This is a genomic window from Metabacillus sp. 22489 (assembly GCF_052044855.1).
GTDB lineage: Bacteria > Bacillota > Bacilli > Bacillales > Bacillaceae > Metabacillus > Metabacillus niabensis.
This window is the reverse complement of the sequence record NZ_JBQENT010000094.1, coordinates 1-4,139: the sequence shown is the minus strand read 5'-3', so window position 1 is coordinate 4,139 and position 4,139 is coordinate 1. Positions and strand designations below refer to the sequence as shown.

Annotated in this window: 2 protein-coding genes and 1 rRNA gene; all 3 read left to right on the top strand. The window is 30.9% G+C overall.

From position 1 onward, the window contains the following. Window positions 1-78, top strand: a 5S ribosomal RNA gene (gene rrf / locus ACTJJ9_RS26000); the annotation flags it as partial. Window positions 79-943: 865 nt separating this feature from the next. Further along, window positions 944-2,584: a DUF6044 family protein gene (locus ACTJJ9_RS25995; RefSeq protein ID WP_440769001.1), complete on the top strand. Its 1,641-nt coding sequence runs from the start codon at window positions 944-946 to the stop codon at window positions 2,582-2,584. A 21-nt stretch (window positions 2,585-2,605) separates the two neighbouring features. Next, window positions 2,606-3,634, top strand: a complete 1,029-nt coding sequence (locus ACTJJ9_RS25990; RefSeq protein ID WP_095303589.1) for a glycosyltransferase family 2 protein — start codon at window positions 2,606-2,608, stop codon at window positions 3,632-3,634. Window positions 3,635-4,139: the final 505 nt, after the last annotated feature.

Sequence of the window (4,139 nt, the reverse complement as noted above, 5' to 3'; positions counted from 1 at the left end):
GCCGAACACGGAAGTTAAGCTCTTCAGCGCCGATGGTAGTTGGGGGACTCCCCCTGTGAGAGTAGGACGTTGCCAGGTAAGATGGAAAAAGATCAGTAGAAATACTGGTCTTTTTTTGTTTATATAAACCAAAGGTTTTGAATTTAATATTACTGAAACGAAACATATTTAAAGAACGTATTTTACATAATAAAGTCTTTAGATAAGAAAGAAATAAGTGGGAAAACGAAAAATAAAGATAAAAATCGGACTATTAGGAAACGTTTTTAATATTATAGCTATAATATTGTTTATCTTTTCAATCACCTTTTTAATTATAAAGTGGGGAGAACTACCTGAAAATACCTACACATTAAAATGTATTAAGTGAACCAAATGGATGGAGGAATCGAGAGTTTATTGTTATTTCTTTAGCAATTGGATCAATCATTTGGGCAGGTATGCATATTTTAGAAAGGTTTACTCATCTATATAATTATCGCAACTTAACTAATGAAAATGTTGAGCGACAATATAAAACTTTACGCTTATCATTAATTGTTTAAAAAATGATAAATTGTTTTTTTCTCTGTAGGGAGTAAGAAAGATGTACAGATTGCATTGGGAAGAGCAAATTCACTAGGAGTATATGGGAGTTCCGATCATTTTACCCATAATTTTTGGTGCGTTAGTATTTTTATATTCAATCATTTAAGATAAACTAAATTTTTTTGTAGATACCTTAGCATTTTTGTTAAGGTATTTTTTTTCTGTTAAAAAGATAACAAGTGATAGAAAGCCAGTTAAAAATAATAACGAATTAAGTATTAAGGTAGAGATTCAATTATTAAGTAATTTTTAGTATGATTTCCACGATTATGCAAATGTTAAGTATAGGGTACGGGAAGATTGGAATTTAGGAGTGTAAAACTTGATCTTAAAGTATTTTAAATCGGAAAAGGCATTGATTATACTATCGTTTCTAATCATAACAATCTATTTATTACCGCTTTATGTTCTAGGTGAAAATGCGCATATACGAGTTCATGATAATTTAGATTCAAATTTAGCTTGGTATAAGGTATTAAGTCAAAGTGGACAAATGGTTGGCCCGATTGATGCAGTAGTTCCACAAATTATAAATGGATTACCTAGAAATGCTTATGGCACTGAGTTTAGCCTTATAGTTTGGTTATATGCATTGTTTCCTACTATGGTTGCATATGCATTAAGTCAAACGATCACCCGGGTTTTTGCTTTTATAGGAATGTATTTATTGTTGAAGGAGCATTTTATTAAGAATCATCATTACGTATTTATAACTGCTGGAGCTGCTCTTGCCTTTGCGTTAACTCCATTTTGGCCATCAGGTATGTTGAGTACATTAGGAATGCCACTAGCATTGTGGTCATTTTTGCATATTAGAAATGGTAGAAGGTCATGGAAGGATTTATTAGTACTAACCTTACTTCCGTTTTACTCCAGTATTGTGTTAGGCTTTTTCTTTTTTTTATTTGCAATGGGTGTGTTTTGGGTAGTCGATTTAGTGAGAAGGAAAGCGAACTTTGCATTTTTTCTAGCAATCATTTATATGACAATGATATTTATGCTTGTGGAGTACAGACTTGTTTACTCATTTTTATTTGATGATGAACCAAACAGCCGAGATGAATATTTTCATGCTAGGCTCTCATTGTGGCGAGTTATCAGATTAACCTTCAAAAATTTTATATTAGGGCATACTCATGTTATGACTGTCCACGGATTATTTATTCTAGCTGTTACCTTAATTGCTTTCTTTTTCATTATTAGAAAAAACTTATGGAAACAAGAGCGTGCATTTATAATTTTGCTCATCCTTAATTTCGTTCTCTCAACTTGGTATGCTTTTTGGTTTTATAAAGGTTGGCTGCCATTAACGAAGAGATTCCATTTTATGGATACGTTTAATTTTGCAAGATTTCAATTTCTAAGACCACTTGTAATATATGTAGGCTTTGCACTAGGGATAAAAATACTATGGGAAAATAGTAAATCGTGGAAACCTCTTGCTGCTTTTTTCTTAATTGCACAGCTTCTCTTTTTATTTTGCTTTAATGATGAATTTGTTTATAGAAACAAACCATCTGTTAAGGAGTTTTATTCAACTGAACTTTTTGAGGAAATTAAATCGTATATTGGCATGCCAGTAGAAGATTATCGAGTAGCTAGTATCGGCATTCATCCTGCTATTGCTCAATATAATGGCTTCTATACACTTGATACTTACAATAACTTTTATCCATTAACATACAAATATGAATTTAGAAAAATTATTGAAAAAGAACTTAATAAAAATAAAACAATTAGAACCTATTTTGATGAGTGGGGAGGACGTTGTTATATATTCACCGCAGAGCTAGGTAAACATTATATGTTTAAGAAGAATTCGCATAAGAAATTGAAAAATTTACAATTGAATGTTGAACCTTTTAAAAAACTAGGAGGGACTTATATTTTTTCAGCAGTCCCAATAGAGAATGCAAGAGATAATCAGTTGGAATTAGAGAAAACGTTTCAAACTGAGTCATCCGCTTGGAAAATCTATTTGTATAAAGTGATGTAAAACTATTTTGGAGGTCATATTATGGTTGAACCTAAACTAACAATAGTAGTTCCTTGTTACAACGAAGAGGAAGTGCTGCCGGAAACAATAGCTCAGCTTAATAATGTGTTGGGAGAATTAATCACTGAAAAGCTAATTTCAAACGAAAGCAAGTTATTATTTGTTGATGATGGGAGTAAGGATAAAACTTGGTCACTAATCTATAAGGAAAGTTTAGAAAATAGGGCTGTACATGGTTTAAAGCTTTCAAGAAATGTTGGTCATCAAAATGCTCTATTAGCAGGATTATTGACTGCAAAAAAATCGTCTGATTGTGTAATATCTATAGATGCAGATTTACAAGATGATATTCAAATAATTAGAGAGTTTATTGTGAAATTTAAAGATGGATTTGATATTGTATATGGTGTTAGAAAAAGACGTGATACAGACCATATATTTAAAAAGAAGACAGCTGAATTCTTCTATAAGCTAATGAGAAAATTAGGTGTAAATTTGATTTATAATCACGCTGATTATCGCCTAATGAGTAAAAGGGCAATTGATGAGTTAGAAAGATTTGAAGAGGTTAATTTATTTCTTAGAGGTATAGTACCGTTAATTGGATTTCCTTCTACTTCTATTTATTATGACAGGAAGGAAAGGCTTGCTGGAACAACAAAATATCCTTTGAAAAAGATGCTCTCTTTTGCATTTGAGGGTATTACGTCATTTTCAATTACTCCGATTCGCTTTGTTTTATTATTAGGGTTGGTTTCATTTTTTGTAAGCTTTTTGTTTGGTTGCTATTTCATTACCTTAAAGTTTTTAGGTGGAGCAGAAACAGGATGGACGTCACTAATTACGTCAATTTGGTTAATAGGAGGATTACAGTTAATTGCTATTGGACTAATTGGTGAATATATAGGGAAAATTTATAAAGAAGCAAAGAGGCGTCCTAAATATAGTATTGATATTGATACCTTTAGTATGGCTCATCAATTAATTGAAAGAACTAACCATGCTGAGTCTCTGGAATTTGAACAAAAACAATTACCCGAATTGAACTAATATGTTACTAATGTTTTAAATAAAAATGAAGTTAAAATGATAAAATGGGTGTTTTTTTCTATCAATCATGGTAAGTTAAATTAACCTTAAGTTAATATTGCATTATAGAATTAAATACCCGTATTATTTAATCTTTGAATAAAGAGGAGACAAATTGTAAGAGTATTACACGGAATGCAGGAAATTAATTGTCGAGGGATAAATTATTATATTATTAAACTAAAAAAGTAGTTGACGTTTTTATTTGTATAGTGTAATATTAATCAAGTCGCAAGTGAGACAACATCGAAAAATTATTTCATGAAAATAAATTTGATAGTTGTTGACAAGCGATAATATAAATGTTATATTAATAAAGTCGCTTCTGAAAAGAAGTTGAAATGAATGTTCTTTGAAAACTAAACAAAACCAAGCGTGCCAACGTTAATTTCGATTAACAACAAAACGTACTATTAAGTACACAATGAGCAAGTCAAACACTTTATTGGAGAGTTTGATCCTGGCT